Source organism: Clostridium sp. AM27-31LB (assembly GCF_003480745.1).
GTDB classification, from domain to species: domain Bacteria; phylum Bacillota; class Clostridia; order Lachnospirales; family Lachnospiraceae; genus Butyribacter; species Butyribacter intestini.
The window spans coordinates 460,185-483,460 of record NZ_QUJS01000001.1 but is presented as its reverse complement, the minus strand read 5'-3'; the positions used below and the strand labels follow the sequence as shown (position 1 = coordinate 483,460).

General features: G+C 37.3%; 19 protein-coding genes. 1 reads left to right on the top strand and 18 read right to left on the bottom strand.

Annotated features, from left to right (window positions below; genetic code table 11):
* Positions 1-156: 156 nt before the first annotated feature.
* The 6 genes from DW721_RS01920 to DW721_RS01895 form a co-directional block, all read right to left on the bottom strand.
* Positions 157-2,799 carry a TetM/TetW/TetO/TetS family tetracycline resistance ribosomal protection protein gene (locus DW721_RS01920; RefSeq protein WP_243035922.1) on the bottom strand — a complete coding sequence of 881 codons (2,643 nt, stop codon included), beginning with the start codon at positions 2,797-2,799 and terminating at the stop codon, positions 157-159.
* Positions 2,800-2,830: 31 nt separating this feature from the next.
* Positions 2,831-3,421, bottom strand: a complete 591-nt coding sequence (locus DW721_RS01915) for a ribonuclease H family protein (RefSeq protein WP_055943843.1) — start codon at positions 3,419-3,421, stop codon at positions 2,831-2,833.
* A gap of 42 nt (positions 3,422-3,463) precedes the next feature.
* A complete protein-coding gene (locus tag DW721_RS01910; RefSeq protein ID WP_022015584.1) occupies positions 3,464-3,937 on the bottom strand; it encodes a response regulator in 474 nt (157 codons plus the stop codon).
* 45 nt (positions 3,938-3,982) lie between these two features.
* Entirely contained in the window at positions 3,983-4,330 is a 348-nt protein-coding gene (locus DW721_RS01905; protein WP_118744618.1) for an Hpt domain-containing protein, read from the bottom strand.
* An 86-nt stretch (positions 4,331-4,416) separates the two neighbouring features.
* The gene (gene gltX / locus DW721_RS01900) at positions 4,417-6,075 is read right to left on the bottom strand and encodes a glutamate--tRNA ligase (protein ID WP_118744617.1); all 1,659 of its coding nucleotides are present in this window, start codon (positions 6,073-6,075) and stop codon (positions 4,417-4,419) included.
* Between the two features lie 250 nt (positions 6,076-6,325).
* Positions 6,326-7,201 carry an AraC family transcriptional regulator gene (locus DW721_RS01895; protein ID WP_118744616.1) on the bottom strand — a complete coding sequence of 292 codons (876 nt, stop codon included), beginning with the start codon at positions 7,199-7,201 and terminating at the stop codon, positions 6,326-6,328.
* Positions 7,202-7,793: 592 nt separating this feature from the next.
* Here DW721_RS01895 and DW721_RS01890 point away from each other — a divergent pair.
* Positions 7,794-9,293 (top strand): glycoside hydrolase family 43 protein, encoded by a 1,500-nt coding sequence (locus tag DW721_RS01890; protein WP_118744615.1) that lies wholly within the window; start codon positions 7,794-7,796, stop codon positions 9,291-9,293.
* A 337-nt stretch (positions 9,294-9,630) separates the two neighbouring features.
* Here the strand turns inward: DW721_RS01890 and DW721_RS16570 are convergent, their stop codons facing one another.
* The 12 genes from DW721_RS16570 to DW721_RS01835 form a co-directional block, all read right to left on the bottom strand.
* Entirely contained in the window at positions 9,631-9,762 is a 132-nt protein-coding gene (locus DW721_RS16570; RefSeq protein ID WP_279221121.1) for a hypothetical protein, read from the bottom strand.
* A gap of 62 nt (positions 9,763-9,824) precedes the next feature.
* Positions 9,825-10,484, bottom strand: a complete 660-nt coding sequence (locus DW721_RS01885) for a hypothetical protein (protein ID WP_118744614.1) — start codon at positions 10,482-10,484, stop codon at positions 9,825-9,827.
* 149 nt (positions 10,485-10,633) lie between these two features.
* Positions 10,634-11,410 carry a ZIP family metal transporter gene (locus DW721_RS01880; RefSeq protein WP_118744613.1) on the bottom strand — a complete coding sequence of 259 codons (777 nt, stop codon included), beginning with the start codon at positions 11,408-11,410 and terminating at the stop codon, positions 10,634-10,636.
* Between the two features lie 426 nt (positions 11,411-11,836).
* Complete coding sequence (gene pckA, locus DW721_RS01875) at positions 11,837-13,441, bottom strand: phosphoenolpyruvate carboxykinase (ATP) (RefSeq protein ID WP_022015578.1); 1,605 nt, start codon at positions 13,439-13,441, stop codon at positions 11,837-11,839.
* Between the two features lie 206 nt (positions 13,442-13,647).
* Positions 13,648-15,015: a S8 family peptidase gene (locus DW721_RS01870; protein WP_118744612.1), complete on the bottom strand. Its 1,368-nt coding sequence runs from the start codon at positions 15,013-15,015 to the stop codon at positions 13,648-13,650.
* 89 nt (positions 15,016-15,104) lie between these two features.
* Positions 15,105-15,884 carry a recombinase family protein gene (locus tag DW721_RS01865; protein ID WP_118744611.1) on the bottom strand — a complete coding sequence of 260 codons (780 nt, stop codon included), beginning with the start codon at positions 15,882-15,884 and terminating at the stop codon, positions 15,105-15,107.
* Positions 15,881-17,242: a recombinase family protein gene (locus tag DW721_RS01860; RefSeq protein ID WP_118744610.1), complete on the bottom strand. Its 1,362-nt coding sequence runs from the start codon at positions 17,240-17,242 to the stop codon at positions 15,881-15,883. Before DW721_RS01860 ends, DW721_RS01865 begins: the two co-directional genes overlap by 4 nt.
* An 18-nt stretch (positions 17,243-17,260) precedes the next feature.
* Positions 17,261-18,475 (bottom strand): recombinase family protein, encoded by a 1,215-nt coding sequence (locus DW721_RS01855; RefSeq protein WP_147355371.1) that lies wholly within the window; start codon positions 18,473-18,475, stop codon positions 17,261-17,263.
* Positions 18,476-18,792: 317 nt separating this feature from the next.
* A complete protein-coding gene (locus tag DW721_RS01850) occupies positions 18,793-20,169 on the bottom strand; it encodes a citrate/2-methylcitrate synthase (protein ID WP_118744608.1) in 1,377 nt (458 codons plus the stop codon).
* A 132-nt stretch (positions 20,170-20,301) separates the two neighbouring features.
* A complete protein-coding gene (gene spo0A, locus DW721_RS01845; protein WP_022015572.1) occupies positions 20,302-21,135 on the bottom strand; it encodes a sporulation transcription factor Spo0A in 834 nt (277 codons plus the stop codon).
* A 173-nt stretch (positions 21,136-21,308) separates the two neighbouring features.
* Positions 21,309-22,097 carry a response regulator gene (locus tag DW721_RS01840; RefSeq protein ID WP_022015571.1) on the bottom strand — a complete coding sequence of 263 codons (789 nt, stop codon included), beginning with the start codon at positions 22,095-22,097 and terminating at the stop codon, positions 21,309-21,311.
* Positions 22,094-23,194 (bottom strand): response regulator, encoded by a 1,101-nt coding sequence (locus DW721_RS01835; protein WP_182436170.1) that lies wholly within the window; start codon positions 23,192-23,194, stop codon positions 22,094-22,096. Before DW721_RS01835 ends, DW721_RS01840 begins: the two co-directional genes overlap by 4 nt.
* Positions 23,195-23,276: the final 82 nt, after the last annotated feature.

Below are 23,276 nucleotides of genomic sequence, written 5' to 3'. Positions count from 1 at the left end.
CCGGAGAGGGTGGATATTATGCAGCAAATAGCGTTAGAACTGCGTTGGTACTTAAGGTGCGTTTTTTGCACATTTATGTACCGCTACGCAGTTCTCCGAGGCGAGAGCCGTCTATTTGTCGTATAATATCCACCTCCCCGGCGTCCGTCCGCCAATCTAATCAATCATCTCCCCTATCTCCCGCTCCGTCTTTTTTATCTCCTGCTCAAATTCCCTCGCCGACATCCTGTATGCCCCCGAACCTATTACTATCATCTGCTCCAGTCCATCCGATGTTGCAACTGTTACATTGTGTTTTTTCCCTATCTCATGCGTTACTTTTTCTATATACATATCTGCCGTCTCAGCCTCTTTTGTATAGACCACATTTATATTGTGGTATTTTGATACTTCTCCGGGATTTCCCTTTACTTTGTAAGCATCAAATACAAGTATAAGTTCGCACCCCTTAAACCCCTGATAATTGCATAATATATCCATGAGTTTTGTTCTTGCCGCTTCAAGATTTTCTTTTGACAGGTCATTTAATTCTTTCCACGAGAAGATGATATTATAACCGTCTACGAGAAGATACTGTTTTCCTGATTTTTGGCTTTTTTCATGTCTTTTTAAATACTCCACGCCTCCAGCATCATAAACTGACTCTTTCGGCTTTTTAGACCATTTTTTTCTCTCATAGCCAAATCTGCCCTCAGTGTCATTTCCACCACCTTTTCCAGATGCACTTTTTCCAAATGTTCTCTCGAATATGGCCTCTAGCTCCTTATCCTCCTCTATAGAACCTCCGGTACTCCCTTTAAATGCACCGCTGCGTATTTTTGCTGCCTTATATATCTCCTGATCAGATATAACACTGTCATTCTCATCCTCTCCCATATCTACGGCAGCTTCAAGATGCATATAATCTTTTACTTCATACCACGGCACATAAAATCCCGAACCGTGTGCACAGAACACCGAACCAGTCGGATTGTTTATATCAGCATCAGGATCATACATTTTTTCCGCCACTATCGCATCCTGGTCTTTGCACGGTCTGTAGCCTTTAAGCGTACAAGTGAGTCTGCCTTTTCCCGCCGTATATGAATTTACCTGCATCATATAACCGCTCATCTGTGCAACTGGAGCTATTCCCGTAAACTCAGAGTTTTCACCCTTTTGGAACGGTCCCTCAAATTTAGCACCCATTCTGTCAAGATCAGTCATTGCTCTGCCTACGCTGTCTGCCGGAACTTCAAGCCTGAATGAATAATAAGGCTCTAAAAGTACATTTTCCGCCTGCATAAGACCTTGTCTTATCGCCCTGTAGGTTGCCTGTCTGAAGTCACCGCCCTCCGTGTGCTTTTCATGTGCTCTCCCAGACATAAGCGTTATCTTAATATCAGTTATAGAAGAACCCGTAAGAACTCCCGGATGTTCCCTCTCGTCTATATGCGTCATTATAAGTCTCTGCCAGTTCTTATCAAGCTTATCCTCGCTCGCCTGCGTTTCAATCATTATGCCGCTGTCAGGCTCTCCGGGTTCAAGTTTCAAGTGAACTTCCGCATAATGTCTCAACGGTTCAAAGTGGCCTACGCCCTCAACCGTGCTTGCTATCGTTTCCTTATAGACTATGCTTCCCTCACCAAACTCAACTCTTGTATGAAATCTGTCCCATATGAGATTTTTGAGTACATCTATCTGAACCTCACCCATTATTCCCGTGTGGATTTCCTGAAGTTCTTCATTCCACACGACATGAAGTCCCGGTTCTTCCTGTTCAAGAGTTTTCATATCATCATAAAGTTTATGTATATCGTCATTTTCCTGCGGTGTGACCTTGTATGTCATAACGGGCTCTAATACAGGCATATCTGAGTTTGTTTCTATTCCGATGCCCATACCCGGATATGTCTTTTCAAATCCAGTCACCGCACATATCCGACCGGCTCTAACTTCATCAACAGACATGAATTTATTTCCTGAATATATCCTTAACTGATCTGCTTTTTCATCAAGCTGTTCAATATACATTTTTGACTTGAGCACACCACCCGTCACTTTCAGATAAGTTAGCCTTTTATTTTTGTCATCCCTCGAAACTTTATATACTTTTGCTCCAAATTCTTTGGGATATTCTTTTTTTAATGTGTATCTTTCTAGTCCGTCAAGAATTTCCCCGACACCATCAAGTTTCAGAGCTGAACCAAAATAACATGGAAAAAGTTTTCTCTCGGAAATAAGTTTTTTTATATCATCATCATCTATATTTCCGCCATCCATATATTTTTCAAGCACTTCCTCGTCACAGACCGCTATATTCTCAAAAAATGTGTCATTTTTTTCAGCCGAAAAATCCACACATTCACTTCCAAATCTCTCCGTGATACCTGACATTATATCTTCTTTATTGCAATCTCCAATATCCATCTTATTAACAAAGATAAAAACCGGGACATCATATCTTTGTAATAGTCTCCACACAGTCTCCGTATGACTCTGTACTCCGGCAGGTCCGCTTACAACAAGCACCGCATAATCAAGCACTTGCAAAGTTCTCTCCATCTCTGCCGAAAAATCCACATGTCCCGGTGTGTCAAGCAAGGCTATGTCAAGGTCTTTCCACCCAAACATAGCCTGCTTAGAAAATATTGTTATTCCTCTGTCCTTTTCCATAGAATATGTATCAAGAAAAGCATCCTTATGGTCAACCCTGCCGAGCTTTCTTATACTTCCGGAAAGATATAACATAGCCTCCGAAAGAGTTGTCTTGCCCGAATCAACATGGGCAAGCATCGCCAAAACAATATTATTTTCCAAAATATTCCTCCAATTTATCTTAATGTCCTTTTTAATTCAAACCTAACGCTTCTTTTGCAAGCATATCTGCCATATCATTATATTTATCATTTGAATGACCTTTTACTTTTATAAAACGGACATGGAGTTTATCTTTTATGCCGTCATAAAATGCTTTATAAGCCTTTGTCCCCTCTTTATTTGTCTTCCAATCACCGAGACACCATCTTGCAATCCCCTCATAGTCATGATAAATAGCTATATTGTCAAAACCATTTTCAATGGCATAACGCATAGCCGCCTCAGCACCCTTTATCTCCCCTGCAACATTTCTCATCGCTGCAAGCTCTTTATCATTCATTTTTTCGTTAAATGTGATTTCTTTTCCTTCATTTAAAATAACCACACCATACGAAAATTCTTTCGTAACAGAATTATAACTTCCGTCTACATATGCCACAAGAGCTTCAGATGTATCTTCACCTGCGATGCCATCATTCAAATATGCCGTCGCATCCTGCATACTTGTAAAACTTTTATACTTTGCTCCAGAATATCCGTCAACCTGTTTTTTACACTCAGCCCAGCTTGCAAATACTCCGGTACTCCTACCCTCTTTTACTGCATAAAACTTTCCAGCCATACACTACCTTTCTCTTTCTTTCCTTATATAATATAAAATATTTTACTTCAAATTATTACTCATATGTTCAAGTTCTGCAACAAGTTCCATAGTATCTATAGTCTGCTCATCAAGAAGCCGCCTAAGATTTTTCTGTGTATCATACAGATCGATAACATTTTTCACCCTTTTTTGTACTATCTGCGGATAAAAAGGTTTTGTAATAAAATCACTCACGCCATACTCAAATGCTTTCATTTCATTTTCATAATTTGCTTCTACTGTTACAATAATAACCGGTATTTCAGGTATAAAGCCATAATCTGACATAAACTCAAGTACATCAAATCCGGATTTTTCAGGCATTATAAGATCTAACAATATCAGGGATATATTTAACTGCTGCTCATTGATTATATCAATAGCTCTCTGTCCGTTTTCAGCCTCAATTATATTGTAATCGTCTTCAAGATACCGTTTAAGTAATACTCTGTTGGTCAATGCATCATCGACTATTAAAATGGTCTTTGTTTCCATAATTTCTCCTATTTTCTCTGACACCGGATGATTTAGCTTTAATTTCTATCCATTTACTATATTATCATAAGTCTTTTTTTCAGCAATAAGTCTTTCGTAAGTCGGACTAAGTCCATCAATCATTCCATTTCTCAAGGGCTCAACAAGTTCAACAACTATGTCAAGCATTGAATCAAGTCCCATGTTTGCAGCGAGTCCCTTCAAAGCATGTGCACTTTCAAAAGCAGCTTTTACATTTTTCTGCTCAAGAGCTTCGCCCAGTTTCCTAAAGCTTGAATCATCTAACATCTCTATGAGGCACTTTTCATAAAAATCTTCATCACCTAAAAACCTCTCCAAAGTCGTATTCATATCACAACCGTATTTTGAAAGTTCATCCGTAATCCGGCTCATAACATCACCTTCCTTTATCTTTTTGTTCTAAGATACCCGGATATATAAATTATTCCGGGTATCCTTTCTTATGGTATATATAACTTTTACTGTGCGATAACTGCGTTTATCCTCTCGTTCATCTGCTCCTCGCCCATAATGTGTACAATAGACCAAAGGTCAGGTGTATTCGCACGGCCTGTAATAGCGATTCGCACTATCTCCGCTATGTCTGAGACATTTCCTTTATATTTTTCAGGATCCGCCTTGTATGCTTTCATATCAGATGCATAACCAAGCTTATCTGCTATCTGTTTAAGTTTGTTAAACCATTGCGAATTGTCATCATCGTGGCTGTAACTTGCCTGATATTCCCTAAGCACTTCATCAACCGTAGCCTTATCTGCCTTAAACTCATCTTTCTCCTGTTGCTGCTCAAGATCAAAGAAATAAGCTATCATTTCAAATACCTGTCTTGCATAAACAAGGTCTTTTCTTCTGCGTTTCATGCCAACACCCATGTAAAGTCTCAATATTGCAAGCATTTTTTCCTTGTTTGCAAACCATACCTTACACTTTTCAGGCTCATTCTCGCAAGCCCAGTCATATAAGAAATCATAAACTTCATCTTCTGAGAGCTTTGAAAGTTCATTCTTGCAAATGTTGTGAAGCTTGTCCTTATCAAACAAAGCACCTGATTTACTCATATTGTCAACTGAGAATGGGAACTCATTTATATCCTTGTCAGGGAATTTGTCATGCCACTCCTCAAAGTTTGAATTGAGAAGAGTGAGAAGATAAACTTTCATGCAATATGGATGGTAACCGTCTTTTCTGTAGTAATCGAGTGAAAGTTCAGGGTCTTTTCTCTTTGAAAGCTTTCTCTTTCCACCTGTCTCCTCATCAAATTTCATAAGATGTGCCGTATGTCCGTACTTTGGCATCTTGAATCCAAGAAGATGGAAAAGCTCATAGTGTGTAGGCACTGATGCGAGCCACTCACCACCTCTGATTACCATGGTAGTTCGCATAAGATGGTCATCAACTGCATGTGCAAAGTGATAAGTAGGAACTCCGTCCTGCTTTAATATAACAATGTCGTGTATATTCTCAGGAAGTTTTATCTCTCCTTTTATGCTGTCGACAAATGTAATCTCTTTGTCAGGCTGTCCCTGTGAGCGGAGTCTTACGACATAAGGCTTGCCATCTTTAATATTCTTTTCAATCTCTTCATATGAGAGATTGCGGCAGGTTGCATATTTTCCGTAATATCCTGTAAGCACCTTGTCTTTTTCCTGCTGCTCTCTTACTTTTGAAAGCTCGTCCTCTGTGCAGAAACAAGGATAAGCAAGCCCTTTTTTTACAAGTTCCTTGACATAAGTGTGATATATCTCAACTCTCTGTCTCTGGAAATAAGGTCCGTAAGCATTGCCCTCGGCTGAATCCTCAAAACCTGCTCCCTCATCAAATTCAATATCAAAATAGCGGAGTACATTTATGATAGTCTCGACTGCTCCCTCTACTTTTCTCTTTGCGTCAGTATCTTCTATACGAAGATAAAACACTCCTTTTTTTCTGTGTGCGATACGCTCATCGGCAAGTGCACTGTAAAGGTTGCCAAGATGAATAAATCCTGTAGGACTTGGTGCCATTCTCGTTACTTCTGCACCCTTTGGCAGTTTTCTATATGGAAATTTTTCCTCGTAATATTCCGGTGTCTTTAACTCCTCCGGAAATAATAAATCTGCTAATTTCTGATTGTCCATTTTATCTCTCCATTTCTAACTGTTTTAAAATATGCATTATATCTTTTCTCAGATATTTAACTTATATAATTTATATATAATCTATTTTACACATACGCAGGCGGTTTGTAAAGAACGACCGCAAAATCGATGTCCTTTTCTGTAACAGTTCAGCCTTTCATTTATTACATTCATAAACCTGCCAGCAAACTGTCAGTCGCTGCTACGAAGCTTACAAAATCATAAAGGTACTGTTTTTTATGTTTTTCATCTATATTGACTTACGATATTTTTGTGGCGTCATACTCATTTTCTCTTTAAACACCCTGTAAAAATAACTCATATTTCTAAAACCACAGTCGTAAGCTATGTCCGTCACACTTTCCTCTGTCTCCCTCAGCCTTGAACACGCATATTCTATTCTTATCGCATTTATATACTCCGTCGGTGTCATATGATATGTTTCTTTAAAAATCCTCAAAAAATGTCTCTGCGAATAACCTGCTTTTTTTGAAAGTTCCTCCACCGATAAATCCTGTCTGAATTTTTTTTCAATCCATGTTATGACCTCGCCGAACTTTAACGGCAGTATCTTCTTTTCATTTTCATCACTGTTTAACCTGTAAATCCTAGAAAGCGTCACCAATAACTCCATAAATTTTGAAGTCAGCAATGTTTTATATCCCTCTTTTTTTAATTTATATTCATTGTTCATAACGGCAATCTCTGCCTTTATTTTCTCAAATTCTTCTTTTCCAAGTGACATTCTTCCGGTGAAATGATGATTTTTCACAAGCCCCGGTTCAATATAAAACAACGCCTGAAACCCACTCATCCTGCTTATGTCATATTTTCTCAGATTAAAATATTTCTCCCTGAACATGATATTGCATATCCTGAAATTATGCGTATCAAGATAACCATGCTTCGTATCGCCGTGCACGATAAAAACCTCGCCCTTTTTAACGGTCATCTTCTCATCCTCAACGACATGGCAGGCCTCACCCGAAAGAACTATCGTAAGCTCCGAAAAATCCCTATGACTGTGAACTGACAGACTGTCCTCGTGCCTGCCATACTGGATAAAAAACGGAAAATCACTGTCACTTGTAAACTCACTTAATTCGTAAACCTTAAAATTCTCCACACTAACTTCACCTCCTTACTTCCTATATAAAGCACTTGTGAAACTATCTTAATCTGTTATTAACTTGTGCAAGTAACACAAACTACAATAAGTTTCGCAGCTTTAAAATTTCATGTCCGATTTGTATATTTTTGTGTCATAATAATTGATGAAAACCTATATTTTAACTGCTATCTTATTTGTATAGTAAGTTTATCTTAAAAAGAAAATTTTTACAAGATTTTTCACAAGCGTAACAGTTCAGCCATAAAAAGATAATCAATAATACAATGAGCTTGTTCATTGTATTATTGATTATCTTTTTATGGAAGAATAGCCTTTCATTTATTATATGAGGGCAAAGCCCTCGCGAGCACGCTCAGATGGAACAAATTTATTTGTTCCATCCTCACTTTGCTTTCACGTAAATAAACAAAAGCTGCAAAGCAGCGACTGACAGCTTGCTGGCAGGTTTATGAATGTAATAAATAAAAGGCTGAACTGTTACTCACAAGCAAGATTTGTGTCTGTGCACACTTGACACAAATCTTATATGTGAAATATGACATATTTCACATTATGCACAAAAAATGTGTGCAGAAATGAGGTTTTTATGAAATACTTAAATCCAGTAGTAAGAGGTTTTTATCCTGATCCAAGTATCTGTGCCGCAAACGGAAAATACTACATGGTTTGCAGTTCAATGCACATTTTCCCCGGTGTTCCACTTTTTGAAAGCACTGACATGGTAAACTGGAAACAGATAGGTCACTGTCTCACAAGAGCTTCACAGATAGACCTTTACAGTGTCCGCAGTTCAGGCGGTGTCTTTGCCCCGACAATCAGATACAATAACGGCAGATTTTACATGGTTACGACTAATGACAGCTATCACCAGAATTTTTATGTATATACCGATGATATTTACAGAGAGTGGTCTGAACCTGTTATCGTAGACCAGGACGGCATCGACCCATCACTTTATTTTGAGGATGACAAATGTTATTTTATAAGCAACGGAAATGACACAGACGGCAGAGGTTGTATCCAGATGTGCCAGATTGACATTGAGACGGGAAAGAAACTTTCAGAAAGCAAATTTCTCTGGCATGGAACAGGCGGCAGATTTCTTGAAGCACCACATATATATAAATTCGGTGAATATTACTATCTGCTTGAAGCCGAGGGCGGTACAGAGTACGGTCACATGGTAAATTATTCACGCAGTAAAAATATATGGGGTCCTTACACGCCATATCCGAATAACCCTGTTCTCACAAACAGAAACTTAGGCGGTTATCAGATACAGGCAGCAGGTCACGGTGATATACTTGAGGACAACGACGGAAACTGGTGGTTTGCACATCTTGCTTTCAGGCAGATACATATGTGGCAGACATACCACCATCTCGGCAGGGAGGTCTGCCTTGTTCCCGTAAAGTGGAGAGATGACGGCTGGTTTGAGATTGGTGTAAACGGTACGACACCTATCGAAGTTGAACTTCCTGACAATATCAAGTTTACCCCTCAGAAATTTTCTTATGACAAAACATTTGAAAATCTTGATGAAAAACTCGACTGGTGCTATATAAGAATACCACACATGGAAAATTATAAATTTGATAAAAACGGTCTTGAACTCAAAGGAACTGATGTGACTATTGATGATGTTGCATCTCCGACTTTTGCAGGTATAAGACAGACTGAATTTGACCTCGATATTAACTGCGATGTAATACCGGGTGCTGAAAAATCAGGCATATCATTTTATATGGATGAGAAACATCACTATGAAGTAGTTGTTGAGAAAAACGAGTCAGGAACATTTGTGTATAGCAGACAGACTATCGGCTGTATATGGCAGGAAAGCAAACATCATAAGATAAATGCGGATAAAGTCACTCTGCATATAAAATCAGAAGCAATGCAATATCATTTCTTCTTTAAAGATGAAAATGGAAATGATGTTTTCATCAGTGATGCGGAGACACGCTATCTCTCATCAGAAGTTGCCGGAGGATTTACAGGAACTATTATCGGACTCTTTGCGATCAATGAAAAAGGTGACGGAGTCAGCAGATTTGAGAAATTGTCGGTGAAACATGAGGCTTAAGATTTCCTTGATTTAAGTGTGACTAACGGACGGTTATTGGCTAACGGATGTTTATTGACTAACGGACGCAGAAAAGACAGTAAGTTTTTTTCTTCGGGGACACTTTCGTTTGAAGAACATCGTAGCAGTACATAAGCGGGTAAAATACACCCGCTAAGTGCTGACGATGTTCTAACACCCCTCAGATAATAAATCTTACTGTCTTTTCTGCTGTTTGTTGGCAATATGATATTTAGTTTTAATCATGACTAAAATATTATAGCTATTACTTGCTTTTCTATTGTTTATTATCAACATGGTATTATTACAAATAAAATTATTCCTGTTTTTATTTGTTTTATATTACTGCTTTTATTTCATCAATGCTCAATTCCTCTGTATCTGTATCTCCGTTTCTATCTATGTCTGCAAGAAAAAATTTATCCTCTTCAAATATTTCTACGATAGAAGCCTGACAACCATCTTTCATTAATACTCTATCATATTGTTTTATTTTCATACATTATCCTTTCTACACATATAATTCATATCTCAATTACTGAAGTTATCAAATGCCGGTTTAGTTGTTAAAACTGCTGACAATGTTTTGAGGTCACTGCCATAGTTTTCTGATGGCAGTGGTGCTGTTTTTTTGTCATTATCTTTTTCTTTGTCTTCGTCTATTTTAATTTTTTTTATTTTCTTTCCTTTTGTTCTTTTTTCCTCCGCTTTTCTATTTGTGTCCGGCAATGCTGCATACTGTGGTGTTTTTCTTATTTTCTGTGCTTCATAAGATATTGCCGCCTGTATATATTCTTTCATCGGGTCTTTATCAGACACACTCATGTTATTGCTTACAAGTGTCTGAAATTCTTCTTTTGACTTACAATGCTTTGCCTGTTCTGTAAATCTTTTTCGGCACATCTCCACACGAAGTGCTACCTTATACATCTCAGGGTCATGTATCTGAAGATAATTTTTCTCTGCCGTTGTCAGCCTGCGTCCCTGTCTTAATTTTCTGAGTATTTTGTTGTGATATTCTTTTTCGTCTTCTTCTGACATTTTACTTGTCGGGTCTAAGATGTCATTTAATGCTTTTTTCCATATCTCAGCAGTAATATTTTGACCGTTTTCTGATTTTTCCATTGTGTTTTTCTCATTTAACAAGTCATTCTTTAATTTTGCAACACTCTGAATATTTAAAGTTTGCATTTTTATCCTCCCTGCTTATACTAAAAATCTTCTTTAAATATATATCGTATCTGTTTTAAATTTTATTAGCCTGCTTCTGAGTTTGTTTCTCTGCCATACTTATTCTACTCTGCCTTAATCTGCTCTATCAGTATGTCATACTTTTTTCCCTATCCTAGTGCAACATCCAGCACCATCATAAGTGCAAAACCTACTGCCGTCCCTATCGTTCCTATATTACTATGTTCCCCGTTTTGTGCCTCCGGTATCAGTTCTTCTACTACCACATATAGCATTGCTCCTGCCGCAAATGAAAGAAAATATGGAAGTACCGGTGATACTTTTCCTGCAATAAGTATTGTTATAAAACCGCCTATCGGTTCTACAACTCCTGACATGACACCATAGAAAAACGCTTTCTTTTTTCCTATTCCATCTCCGCATAATGGCATTGATATTATCGCTCCCTCCGGAAAGTTCTGTATCGCAATGCCTACCGCAAGTGCAAGTGCCGCCGCCTTTGTGATGCCGCTGCCCTCCATTGCCGCTCCCGCAAATGCTACACCGACTGACATTCCTTCCGGAATATTGTGAAGCGTGACAGCAAGAAGCATCATTGTCATTTTTGACGCCCCAAGTGACAATCCCTCTGGCTTATCACTCTCAAGATGAAGATGTGGTATAAGTGTATCAAGCAAAAGTAAAAAAACTATTCCAGCCATAAATCCTACAAGTGCCGGAACCCATTCTATGATATGTTGTTTTTCTGCCATTTCTATTGACGGTATCAGAAGCGACCAAACGGATGCCGCTATCATCACACCTGCCGCAAATCCCAGCAACAACTTTTCAAATTTTGGTGCTATCTGTTTTTTTAAGAAAAATACCATTGCCGCTCCAATCGAAGTTCCCAAAAAAGGAATCGCTAATATTATAAATTCATTCATTATCCTATATGCCCCTTTCCATTTCTAACTTAACTAGGTATTTGCGAAACTATCATAAATCTTGATTAAATTGTGCAGATATAACATATAGTTAGTTTCACAAACACCTATCTGACTGAACAACAAAAAAAGCATATATACTAAAATATATGCTTTTTATAATATCGTGTTACAGCAACAGTATAGCATTATCTTTTATGTAAACAAGTGAAACTTGCATTGTTGAATAATTTTTTCATAAAAAAGCGTTTTGCTCCTGGTGCCACACTACTTTATGAACATTTTTCTATAACATAAAATAAAACTCCATGGCTATATCTGATAAAATATAACCATGGAGCATCATTTGCATAATATTAACACATACATGTAAATATTAACATATTTTAATACCCACTTTAAAATTTAAATTTTGAGCATTATTGATTATTTCTGAGGACCTGCTGAAACTAATGCTTTTCCTGCATCATTTCCTTCGTATTTAGCGAAGTTCTTGATAAATCTGTCTGCAAGATCATCAGCTTTCTTTTCCCACTCAGAAGCATCTGCGTATGTGTCACGAGGATCAAGGATACCTGTGTCTACACCATTAAGCTCTGTAGGTACTTCAAAGTTGAATACAGGAATAGTCTTTGTTGGAGCATTGTTGATGTCTCCGTTAAGGATAGCATCAATGATTCCACGAGTATCTTTGATAGAGATACGCTTTCCTGTTCCGTTCCATCCTGTGTTTACGAGATAAGCCTTAGCTCCGCTCTTCTCCATCTTCTTAACAAGCTCTTCAGCATATTTTGTTGGATGAAGTTCAAGGAATGCCTGTCCGAAACAAGCTGAGAATGTAGGTGTTGGCTCTGTAATTCCACGCTCTGTACCTGCAAGCTTAGCTGTAAATCCTGAGAGGAAGTAATACTGTGTCTGCTCAGGTGAAAGAATAGATACCGGTGGGAGAACTCCAAATGCATCTGCTGAAAGGAAGATAACATTCTTTGCTGCTGGTGCAGAAGATATAGGACGAACAATGTTCTTGATATGATCGATAGGATAAGAAACACGAGTGTTCTCTGTTACGCTCTTATCATCGAAATCAATCTTACCATCTTTGTCAAGTGTAACATTCTCAAGAAGAGCATCTCTCTTGATAGCATTGTAGATGTCAGGCTCTGACTCTTTGTCAAGGTTGATAACCTTAGCGTAGCATCCACCTTCAAAGTTGAATACACCCTTGTCATCCCAGCCGTGCTCATCATCACCGATAAGAAGTCTCTTAGGGTCTGTAGAAAGTGTTGTCTTACCTGTTCCTGAAAGACCGAAGAAGATTGCTGTATTCTCACCGTTTAAGTCAGTATTTGCTGAGCAGTGCATAGAAGCCATTCCTTTAAGTGGAAGGAAGTAGTTCATCATAGAGAACATACCTTTCTTCATCTCTCCGCCGTACCATGTATTGATGATAACCTGCTCTTTGCTTGTGATGTTGAATGCTACACAAGTCTCTGAGTTAAGACCTAACTCTTTGTAATTCTCAACTTTAGCTTTTGAAGCATTGTAAACTACAAAATCAGGCTCGAAGTTCTCAAGTTCTTCTGCTGAAGGCTTGATGAACATATTTGTAACGAAATGTGCCTGCCATGCAACTTCAACGATGAAACGGATAGCCATACGAGTATCTTTGTTTGCTCCGCAGAAAGCATCTACTACGAAAAGTTTCTTGTTGCAAAGCTCTTTCTTAGCAATATCCTTAACAACTGCCCATGTATCTTCTGTCATTGGATGGTTGTCATTCTTGTACTCATCTGTTGTCCACCATACAGTGTCTTTTGAGTTCTCATCAACAACGATGTATTTGTCTTTAGGTGAACGACCTGTATAGATACCTGTCATTACGTTTACTGCACCGAGTTCACTTTCCTGACCAACTTCATATCCTTCAAGATCTGCTTTTGTCTCTTCCTCATATAATGTCTCATAAGAAGGGTTGTGTACGATCTCTGTAGTTCCTGTAATGCCATACTTACTTAAATCAATGTTTGCCATCTTTTTAACCTCTTTTCTTAAATTTTGCTTTAATCCATATAATGATATGGAGTTCAGACATATAAGCCTTATATCACAATATGGACTTTTCGCCTACATAAATAATTATATACAAATAGTCGAAAAAAGCAATATAATAGAGACTGTTTTTTTTATTGTACAATAAAAATTCATACTTTGTTTATTTATTTTACATCTTTTTACATTTAAATAAGTCCCCATCCCTGTCTTTTTCCAGGAAGCTCCTCTCCATTTACTCCATCAGCGTACTTAGTTATATATGCAATCAGCTTCTCCCCGTACATATTTTCATCATTTCTATTTACTATTCCCCACTCCATGATACACGCTGCATATCCCGAAACAAGCGGTGCCGCAAATGAAGTTCCCGTTTTTCTTACATACCCTCCTCCGTACCCTGCTGCCAAAACATCAACACCAGCCGCCACGACAAGAGGTACAAGTCTTCCGTCAGCAGTAAATCCCCGTCCCGAAAAAGCTGCCACACTTTCCGTTGTTTGATTATATGCCCCTACTGACAAAACTTTAAATGCCGTCGCCGGAATGGTTGCCGTTGTGTCTGATGACGGTCTTAAAAAGCCTGTTGACAGACCTATTGCTTCTATTGTGGGAAGCCACATATCCACAACTCCACATTTTATTTTACCCGATACCTCAAATTCAATACCCCATATACCAGGCAGCACATAATTTAAGTTTTTTCCTGCTCTAAACTGCACCTCTATAAGCTGTTTTCCATTGTATGGTGTAGGCATCACCATGACGCTGTCTATATTTTCACGCTCCGAATTTATACTTACGCTCTCCAAAATATTTATTCTCTTTCCTGACGGAGTATTTAAAAATATTTCAAATTCATCCTGAAAATATTTCCAGATAAAAAGCCGCATATCTCTTTCATTTTCGCCTATTGCAAACTCCGTCCTGCTATTTTCCGCACTTTTCACTATAGTCCTTACATGATGTCTTGACTCCCCCTCATTTCCTGCCGCAATAACTATCATATTTTTCCAGATACCGTTTATGTCAGCTATATAATTTTCAAACAATGTATTTCCGTCATGTGCTCCCTCGTTCGTGCCGTAGCTTAAGTTTATGACTATTGGTTTTTGCAATTCTATCGCTTTTCTGAGTGTATAATCTATCCCCTCCATTATATCTATGGTTCTTGTATATCCTGTATTTCCATCACCCACTCTTTTTAATTCCACAACGATAAGTTCAGCCCGATAAGCACTTCCTCTTATAATATTTCCCCTGCTGTCCGTTCCATCACCTGCCGCTATCGATGCTACCGCCGTCCCATGTCCACCCATACCATCGCTTCCGGGAACTATCTTCTGTGCAAATTGCCTGTTTTTTGTTTCTATCGCATTGTTTATGTCCGTGCTGTCATATTCCGCACCAAAACCATAGCCTGACGGACTCCTCCCCTCGGCTGCATCACCCTCTATATTTTGATTCCATAGGTAACTTATCCTCGTCTTTCCATCACTGTCCCTAAATGCCGGATGAAAATAATCAATCCCACCTCGTGTTATATTTAAATTCACAACTTTCCTGCCGCCACTGTTTTACTCTTTGGTGCAACTGACAAATCATATATTATATTTTTTCAATAAAGACTGCATTGTCTGCAAATTTATATCTTGTGCTTTTTAATAATATTCCTTATTGTACTCTCATTCCATCTCTTTAGTTCAGCATCCTTTCCACCTTCTGTCATTATTTCACCGCTTTTCATAACTTCTCTACTTTTCAGATATTCACCAGGAGGATTTATCCTTTCCATATAAAGCATATCTGCTATCTCTTTTATGCTTCTTCCATCATCATACATTTTTAGTATCTGCCTGACTATTCGGTATGTCATTTCCTCTCTCCTTAAAACCCTTATATCATTTTCATATACTATCTTATAACCATATGGTGCTCTGCTGCCAAGATAATTACCCTCTTTTTTCTTAAGTTCTTTTGCATATTTTACTTTCACCCCTATATCGTATGCATATAGTTCATTAACGAGATTTTTAAGATTTACAGCAAACTCCTTCTTTCCAAACATATCCGAAATCGAATCATAACCATCCGACACGGCTATAAAACGCACACCGAGCAGTGGAAATATTTTTTGCAAAAAATCACCCGTATCAATATGATTCCTGCCAAATCTTGACAGATCCTTAACTATCACACAGTCAATTTTCTTTGCAAGAATATCCTCATACATCCGCTTAAAACCCGGTCTGTCATAATTCATGCCGCTCTTGCCAAAATCACTATAACACCCAATAATCTCAATATCATCCGTGACCTTTGCAAACTCTCTGCATATAAGGAACTGATTCTCAATCGACTCAGCCTTTCTCTCACTCCCCCTGACAGAAAGCCTTGCATAAATACCTGCTCTATAAATCTTCATTGCAAACAATTCACCTTTTCAAACAACTCCCTATCCACTATCGCAAGTTCCCTCTTTTCACACCTTATCCTATCTCTCTCCTCCGTCTTAATCATTTTTTTTATCTTATAATTCAGCTTTTTACTTTTTGACTGCACAAGCACACCTGCATATATCTCATTTGTAAGTATTCTTTTTATCATCTGCGGATACCATTTCTTTTTAACACTTTCAGTTTTTTGGAGAGCAAATGGTGTTTTATAAGCACATTCCTTGCTTTTTCTATACTCAAACGGTGTCATTATATTCATTTCATTTAATCTGTCCGCTATTGCCTGCAATGACTTTTTATCTGCCCTTAGCATAAATATCATTTTTATTATGTCTGTTACTTTATCATCAGGTACAAGTTTCTTTTTGTCCTCAGAACTTTTCAGATAACCGTAAGGTGCAAATGCCCCAACATATTCCCCATTCCTCATGCACACCTCAAGACCGGTTCTTACTTTTAACGATATATCCCTTGAATACTCATCATTTACTATGCTTTTCATATACATATAAAACGGCGAATATAGTTCGTTGTCACACTGCTGTGAGTCATAGCCGTCAGCAACCGATATAAAACATACATTTTTTTTATTGAAATAAAACTTTATCATTCTTCCAACTTCTATATAATCTCTGCCAATTCTCGATAAATCTTTTACAATTATACAGTTTATAATTCCGTTTTCAATATCGCACAATAATCTTTTATACTGTGGTCTTTTGGCATCAAGTCCACTATAACCGTCATCTATATAGAAATCCTTTAAAATTATGTCTGTTCTCTTTTTAACATACTCTTCAATTATTTTCTTCTGATTGTATATGCTGTCACTGTAATATCTGTTTTCTTTTCTGTCAGCCTTGCTAAGTCTTATATACCCTGCAGCTTTATATGCGATGTTTTCATCAGGCACAACATTTTCATTATACTCGGCATTTTTATTACACAAAGAATTTTTACTGTATCCACCAGTTTTATTATTACTAATATATTTTTTAACACAATCCCCCGAATCCACAATCCCCACAAGTACACCTTTGCCGCTAAGCCTGTTTTCCTGTATATTCCCCTGCATTATACCAGGTTCGTTCTGCGTATCTGACGCACTATTTTTTTCCGTGGCAGGTATCCTTGTTATTTCTCCCGTTGGATAAACTCTCCTCGGTTCTTCAATATATATCACCTCAGGCACATTTCTTAACTCATCAAGATATGCGGTATCTATATCCACAACTGCATATTGTGCGAGCAGTTCAGACACCTTTACATCATCTGCTATCGCCCGCACACCATCAAGGCTTCCATAATATTTGACTATTACTTTCACATCTGCCTCCAAAATATCTTACTTTTTTATACGCCAGTATATGATAACTTTTTCAGGCTCACTGACATATATCCTCCTTACAAATATATTCAGCAACATCTCTCTGTCTACATCTGTTTTTATATTTTGGGAAAGTTTTTCAAAAAACTCAATCTCTCTGTTTCCTCTCTGCCCTGCGGTCTTTTTTTCTCTGTCACAACAACATACCTCACCATAAAATACCACCTTAAGCCTGTCAAAAAAAAGCTGATACAACCTCCCGGTCATTATCAGCTTTTTTTCTTTTCCATTACATTTTCTACAGCATAGCCAGCCTTTCTTTGCCCTGTCTGAACAAAGAGCATTTCCACATATCCCACATTTTGTAATACCGTGAAAAATATGTCTTGCATTGTTTTTTCTGTGACTTTTTCCATAATATCTCACTATATCATCGGACAGCATCGACTCATCAATGACTGCTATGTCGTTTTTATCATCTGACACCATTTTCCACTGCTCAGGCATTTGTTTTACCCGCCTTTTTAATGGAAGAGACTCGATTTCATATCTGTGCCACACATGAAATCCAAGATATGCAGGCTCATGCAATATCCTCCACACCTGCGATACTGTCATATCATATAATTTCGAGATTTCTTCGTATGTACTTCCCTCCTTACGCCTTTTATAGATATTTCTGATAAGTTCAGCCTTGTCTTTACGACACACTACTTTTGAATCTTTTATCTCATAACCAAACGGCAGTTTCGCTACAGCATACTCTCCCGAACTTTTCTTTGCTTCAAGTGAACACCTGACCTTCCTTGAAATATCACTGCAATAAAATTCATTAAACAGCGTCTTAAACGGATATATTATACCGGTGTTTTCATCACTCAGACTGTCATAGCCGTCAAGCACTGCAATAAACCTTATCTGCTTTAAAGGAAAATATTTTTCCCTCAGTTCAGATATAAGAAGATGATCCCTGCTAAGCCTTGAAAAATCTTTTACTATTACAGTATCTATTTTCTCTAGTTCCACCCATGCAAGCATCTTCATAAATGAAGGTCTTTTCCTGTCTGTTCCGCTGTAACCGTCATCCGTAAACTCATGTATATCTTCCTGTTCGCCACAAATAGCATTATCAGAAACATAGCTTCTTAAAAGAAACAACTGGTTTTCAATAGTGTTGCTTACCTTTTGCACTCTCTTATCCTTTTTTGATATACGGGCATATAAGGCTATCACCTTTTTCCTCCACAATATGTTTCCTTATTATATATTATGTTTTTTAATTATTACTATTACTGTTATCAGATGAATTCTGAGCGTTTCCCGAATTATTGTTATCATCAGGCTTTCCCATCTTTCCATTATCCTCTCTGATAAGTACCTTAGTAACATTGTCCCCATCAAATGCGAATCCGATTATACTTCCCTTTTTAATATCCGATACTGATGCATCTGTTTTTGACTCTTACACCATTTTATAAGATGATTTTATATGAACATTTTTAACAAAAAGTGATGAATCTGTGTTTTTGAAAGACTATTCTATCAATCTTTTATTTTCTTTCCTCTAATTCAACATAATCTTTATGATGACCGACATATTTGTATGCAGGTCTTATAATCTTTTCTTTATTTACAAGCTCCTCAAGCCTGTGAGCACTCCAGCCTGAGATTCTTGAAAGTGCAAACAACGGAGTAAACAACTCCTCAGGTATTCCAAGCATTGTATAGATAAGTCCACTGTAAAAATCAACATTTGCACATACCGGCTTTATAACATGTCTTCTCGCCATGATAAGTTCAGCCGCTATCCTCTCAACAGTATCGTGAAGTAAAAACTCATCCTGCATTCCCTTTTCATTTGCAAGTTTCTGTGCGAATCCTTTAAGTATCAGCTCTCTTGGATCTGAAATCGTATATACGGCATGTCCCATACCATAGATAAGTCCTGAACCATCAAATGCTTCTCCCTTAAGAACTTTCTTTAAATATCCCTCAATCTGTGAATCATCTTTAATATCACTTACATTTTTCTTGAGGTCTGCAAACATCTGCTGAACTTTTAAGTTCGCACCACCGTGACGAGGTCCTTTTAGTGAAGCTATAGATGCCGCAACTGCCGAATATGTATCTGTTCCTGATGATGTAACAACATGGTTTGTAAATGTAGAGTTATTTCCACCACCATGCTCCGCATGAAGAACGAGTGCTGCATCAAGAACTCTAGCCTCAAGCTCTGTATATTTTCCGTCAGGTCTTAACATCTGAAGTATATTTTCTGCTGTTGAAAGCCCCTTTACAGGCGGTTTTATTACAAGACTATCTAAAAAATTAAAGTGTCTATATGCATGATAATTATATACTGCTATCAATGGAAGTTTCGCAATAAGCTGAAGCGACTGTCTGAGTACATTCGGAATCGAAATATCATCAGGGTTACTGTCATATGAATATAATGTAAGTACACTTTTCTGGAGTCCATTCATAAGATTTGCACTAGGTGCTTTCATTATAACATCTCTTACAAACTGTCCTGACAACTCCTGAAGACTTGCAACCACCTCTATAAAGACCTCCAACTGTTCTGCTGTAGGAAGTTTTCCAAAAAGAAGAAGATATGTTGTCTCCTCAAACGCAAACTTCTTTTTTATCCCCTCACCGACGAGTTTCTTTACATCGTACCCCTGATAAAAGAGTTTTCCGTCAGCAGGCTCTTTTACACCATTTACTATATCATAACCTGTAACATCCGAAATTTCAGTAAGACCTGTCAATACACCTTTACCAGAGCTGTCTCTAAGTCCTCTTTTAACATCATACTCCTGATATAAATTCAGATCTATCGCACCTGAAACCAAACAGTTTTCAACAAGACTGTCAAACTCAACTTCAAGCTGTTTACTTAAAGCCATCATAGATTCATTATCCATTATGGCACCTCCATTCACTTTTTCTCATCATTTTACCTCAAAATGATAGGAATCGTCAAGTTTTTCGTCTTGTAAATATTCATATATGATGTATATTTATACATCTAACTCAAATTTTATACATATTTACCATTATGAGGCATTTCGTGTTCGATATTCCAGACGAAGTTTGTCCGTAAGTAAGGCTATAAACTCTGAGTTTGTCGGTTTTGTTTTCTTGGAACATATCGTATTACTGAAAATCTCTTCAAGCACCTGTCTGTTTCCCCTCCTAAAGGCAACTTCTATTGCGTGCCTTATCGTCCTTTCCACGCTGCTGGATGTTGTCTTATACTTCTTTGCAATAGTCGGATAAAGACATTTTGTTATGTAATGAAGCATATTTTTGTCATAAAAAGAAAGCATTATGCCCTCTCTTATATACTGGTAGCCCTTTATATGTGCCGGTATTCCGATTTCCAGAAGCAGATTTGTCACATCAAGCTCAAGATTTCCTGAACAAACATTGTTTATTGCCCTTGCCGGCTCATATTCTCTTGCATTCTTTCTAAATATATTTCCTAAACTGCCTTCACTCTCTCTTGTATATCGCTTACTTACGAGCTGCATTACCCTATTTATAAGCATCTGGTTTGATACCGGTTTCATCATATAATAATCAGCTCCAAATTTTATTGCCTGCTCTACCAAGTTTTCCATTCTCAAAGCTGTCTGGATAATGATTATCGGTTTCTTTTCGCAGATATTACGGCTTTCCTCTAAAATTCCTATTCCGTCTACCCCTGACAGAACCATATCCATAACCACGATATCCGCTTTTCCATCATTAATTACTTTAAGCACTTTATTTCCATCTCCTGTCGACAGAATAACTTTCATACCCCTTGCTTCCATAGAGAGCTGTTTGCTCTCTCTTTCCTGTAGATTGCTGTCTGCTATTACTACTTTTAACTGCGTATTTCTCATTTTCCACTCCTTTTCGATATACTTTTCCTCTACCCACTTTTGTTCTCCCCACCTCTATCAAACAAAATATATGACTGTTTTACAAAAATAAACTTTTTATTCAGTCCTACTATATTATTATACTCACTAAAGTGGAACACTTATGTATTTAAAAAGGAATTGAAATGGAATTTTTAAATATATTTTGACAAAAGTGCCATTCTTTCTTCAGCCCAGCTATACTCTAACATATATTCTCCGAAAAACTTTTCTGCTGCCTTTTCATCACCATCTACAAGATCATAAAAATCGCATCGGAATTCTGAAGTATTTACCCTCTTTATTCCTCTTGCTGATACAAGTATATGCTCTATATTATTTTCTTTTAATTCTTTTTCAAGTGTTTTTCCTATCTTACTGCATAAATTCTGTGTGTATTGGTCATTCGGTCTTTCCTCCCATAAAGTCCCTATTATCTGATCTGTTGTAACTGTCCCGCCACGCCTGTCGACAAGCAGTGCCAAAAGTTCTTTTGCTTTATGGCTTTTAAACATGATAGGCTCGTCATCCACAAAAACATCAAAATGTCCAAATGTTCTCACAAAAATTTTTTTCTTTCCTCTTTTTGAAAGAAGTCTCGCTGTTTCAACAGCATACTCAAGCTGTGCACTCGAAAAGGGTTTAACAAGATATGCCGCCGCATGAAGTTTTATTGCTTCATATGCATACTTTTCATAACCTGTTATGTATATTAACATTATTTTGGGATTTAGTCTTCTAAATATGTTTCCGAGATTTATCCCGTCTATCCCCTGCATCTCTATGTCAAGTATGGCTATGTCTATTTTATTTTCTTTAACATACTCTACTGCCTCCTCTGCATTTTCAAACAGTCCCTCGACTTCAAGTTCAGGTATGTTCTTTGCCTCCTCCATAAAGGTCATTAATGCAATCTTCTCGTCATCTACTACAATAGTCTTCATATGCATTCCTCCATATCTTCAAGCAATATCCTGACTCTTGTTCCCATGCCTTTTTTACTCTCAATCACAAATTCAGAATGACACAGTTTCATTAGTCTGTATTTAGTATATAATAACCCTCCAAATTCTTCTAAAAATTTTGTATTTTGTTTTTCAAAACCTATACCATTATCTTCAATGTAAATCTCTGCACCGTAATCCACAGCCTCTGCCGTTACTTTTACTTCAGCTTTTTTTCCCATATCATTTTTTAGTGGACGAACTCCGTGTTTTATTGAATTCTCCACAATAAACATAAGTGACATTGCCGGTATTTGATAATCTTTAATCTTTTCCGGCACTTCCTTTATATCTATATCAATGTATGAAAATCTTGCCATTTCAAGCCTTGTATATGCTTTTAGATGTCTTATCTCTTCCATAAGACTTACAGTACGGTTGTCATCACGAAGCGTATTCAAACGGTATTGCATATAATCTGACAGATCATTTATCATTGAACAGGTGTTTTCTGAACCCGTAATAACCGCACCTTTTATTGTATTTAAAGCATTAAAAACAAAATGTTGTCCAAGATTATCTAAAATATAATTTTTATTTTTTTCGTCATAATCAGTTTTTTCATTTATAACATTTTTTCCAATCGTATCTTCATCAAAAATCTCATCCTGCTCTTTTATCGTCTCACTTATAAGAGAAAACAAATCTTTATAATTTATGGGTTTTGTAACATAACCATTCATTCCTGAGTCTTTAGCTTTGTTTCTATCCTTTGCAAAGATATTGGCTGACAATGCATATATTGGAACTTTTTCTGCATCATTTCTGCTAAGAACCCTTATTTTTTTTGATACCTCATAACCATTCATGTCGTACATATTTATATCTAAAAATACAATTCTATACTCATTTTCCCCTGAATGTTTAAATCTCGCAATTCCTTCACTTCCGCTTAATGCAGTGTCAACTATAAGTCCTCTGTCCTCTAATATAGTTTTGACTACAAACAGATTTGTATCATTGTCATCAACTATAAGTATCTTTTCATTATTAAAATGTCCATACCCCTCAATTTCATCCTGCAATACATATTTCACATTATTCCCCCTTTTCATATAAATGTACTCTCTGTATCTTCTCAAAACGAAGAATTCCGAGAATACATATAACACTATTTTA

What these genes read in the sequence shown, in the direction of transcription:
- DW721_RS01885 (WP_118744614.1), bottom strand. Translation starts at nt 10,484, where the DNA reads ATGCAAACTTTAAATATTCAGAGTGTTGCAAAATTAAAGAATGACTTG.
- DW721_RS16570 (WP_279221121.1), bottom strand. Translation starts at nt 9,762, where the DNA reads ATGAAAGATGGTTGTCAGGCTTCTATCGTAGAAATATTTGAAGAGGAT.
- DW721_RS01865 (WP_118744611.1), bottom strand. Translation starts at nt 15,884, where the DNA reads ATGAAGATTTATAGAGCAGGTATTTATGCAAGGCTTTCTGTCAGGGGG.
- pckA (WP_022015578.1), bottom strand. Translation starts at nt 13,441, where the DNA reads ATGGCAAACATTGATTTAAGTAAGTATGGCATTACAGGAACTACAGAG.
- gltX (WP_118744617.1), bottom strand. Translation starts at nt 6,075, where the DNA reads ATGGACAATCAGAAATTAGCAGATTTATTATTTCCGGAGGAGTTAAAG.
- DW721_RS01850 (WP_118744608.1), bottom strand. Translation starts at nt 20,169, where the DNA reads ATGGATAATGAATCTATGATGGCTTTAAGTAAACAGCTTGAAGTTGAG.
- DW721_RS01840 (WP_022015571.1), bottom strand. Translation starts at nt 22,097, where the DNA reads ATGAAGACTATTGTAGTAGATGACGAGAAGATTGCATTAATGACCTTT.
- DW721_RS01880 (WP_118744613.1), bottom strand. Translation starts at nt 11,410, where the DNA reads ATGAATGAATTTATAATATTAGCGATTCCTTTTTTGGGAACTTCGATT.
- DW721_RS01905 (WP_118744618.1), bottom strand. Translation starts at nt 4,330, where the DNA reads ATGAGCCGGATTACGGATGAACTTTCAAAATACGGTTGTGATATGAAT.
- DW721_RS01890 (WP_118744615.1), top strand. Translation starts at nt 7,794, where the DNA reads ATGAAATACTTAAATCCAGTAGTAAGAGGTTTTTATCCTGATCCAAGT.
- DW721_RS01915 (WP_055943843.1), bottom strand. Translation starts at nt 3,421, where the DNA reads ATGGCTGGAAAGTTTTATGCAGTAAAAGAGGGTAGGAGTACCGGAGTA.
- spo0A (WP_022015572.1), bottom strand. Translation starts at nt 21,135, where the DNA reads ATGAGAAATACGCAGTTAAAAGTAGTAATAGCAGACAGCAATCTACAG.
- DW721_RS01910 (WP_022015584.1), bottom strand. Translation starts at nt 3,937, where the DNA reads ATGGAAACAAAGACCATTTTAATAGTCGATGATGCATTGACCAACAGA.